Annotated in this window: 1 protein-coding gene and 1 pseudogene; both read left to right on the top strand. The window is 53.6% G+C overall.

Annotation, left to right across the window (positions count from 1 at the left end; all coding sequences use genetic code 11):
* Nucleotides 1-131: pseudogene (locus AB4Y42_RS44050) on the top strand (IS5/IS1182 family transposase); the annotation flags it as partial.
* A gap of 543 nt (nt 132-674) precedes the next feature.
* A complete protein-coding gene (locus AB4Y42_RS44045; RefSeq protein ID WP_368697869.1) occupies nt 675-905 on the top strand; it encodes a group II intron maturase-specific domain-containing protein in 231 nt (76 codons plus the stop codon).
* The last annotated feature ends 80 nt before the right edge of the window (nt 906-985 follow it).

Here is a 985-nt window from a genome sequence, read left to right as displayed (position 1 = left end):
GGGCCAAGACCGTGGGGCGCATGCGCCAGGTGATGGTGCGTGGCTTGAAGAAGGTGGACCAGATGTTCGTGTTGAACCTGGCGGCATACAACCTCGTGCGCATGCGATCCCTGGCACAAATCCGCTCATAAATGGCGGAAAGCGTGGCAAGGAGGCCAGAAGTCGGCCTCAAGCCGCCGAAAGAACGTTGAATTCGCGTTGAGATTGCACAATGCGAAAGTTTGCGACTGGCGGGCGCGTACATCGAGGCGCGCCGCTTCCGCCGGGGGTGTATTTCCGCAACCTGTTAGGTGCGTCTAACCGGAAACCTGCACGAAAATCAAAGGCACACCAAACCGAGTGCCGCTCACGCAACTAAAGTTGTTAATAGACTTCAACTAATGTTGTTAATACTGCCGTCGGGCCGTTGCAGCATCGAGAGCACGGTGACGTTCAACCGGCCGCTCGCGTCCAGTGGAAGGGCGTCAGGCGTTTTACGCCCAATCGCACGTCAGATTTCGGAATAGGAAAACGAAAGCTTCGCGTTCGTTGCTTAACAAAATTAGTTGAAATCGCACATCACATAACAAAATTAATTGAAATGTTCATCCCGATGATAACAACATTGGTTGAATCCAAGATGTGCGGAAACGGCTGTCCAGTAAAAGATTGCGGCAATCCATCATTTGGTAGGGATGCTAACAACTTTACTTGTGCAAGCGCCGAGACGGGCATTGAGCAAACATCGACGGTTATTTACTGGCTTTCTGCCGGCGGTGAGCAATGATGCCTTGAAGAGGATGAGACATACCGTGCGGAGTTGGCGCATACACCGACGAACACCGGCGACGCTTGATGAACTTGCGCAGCAATGCAACACGACGATACAAGGGTGGTGGGTGCGCCGGGAGACCGGTAAGGAGTAGATGGTGAAAGTCCATTACGATGAAGGTGTAGCGAACCACATCGGCCCCGAGCCGTGCGTGGGCGTCCGTCAGGATGTCTG

It is taken from the genome of Paraburkholderia sp. EG286B, from assembly GCF_040965655.1.
Classification (GTDB): domain Bacteria; phylum Pseudomonadota; class Gammaproteobacteria; order Burkholderiales; family Burkholderiaceae; genus Paraburkholderia.
The sequence above is the reverse complement of the archived record's forward strand: the minus strand, read 5'-3'. Positions and strand labels throughout refer to the sequence as shown.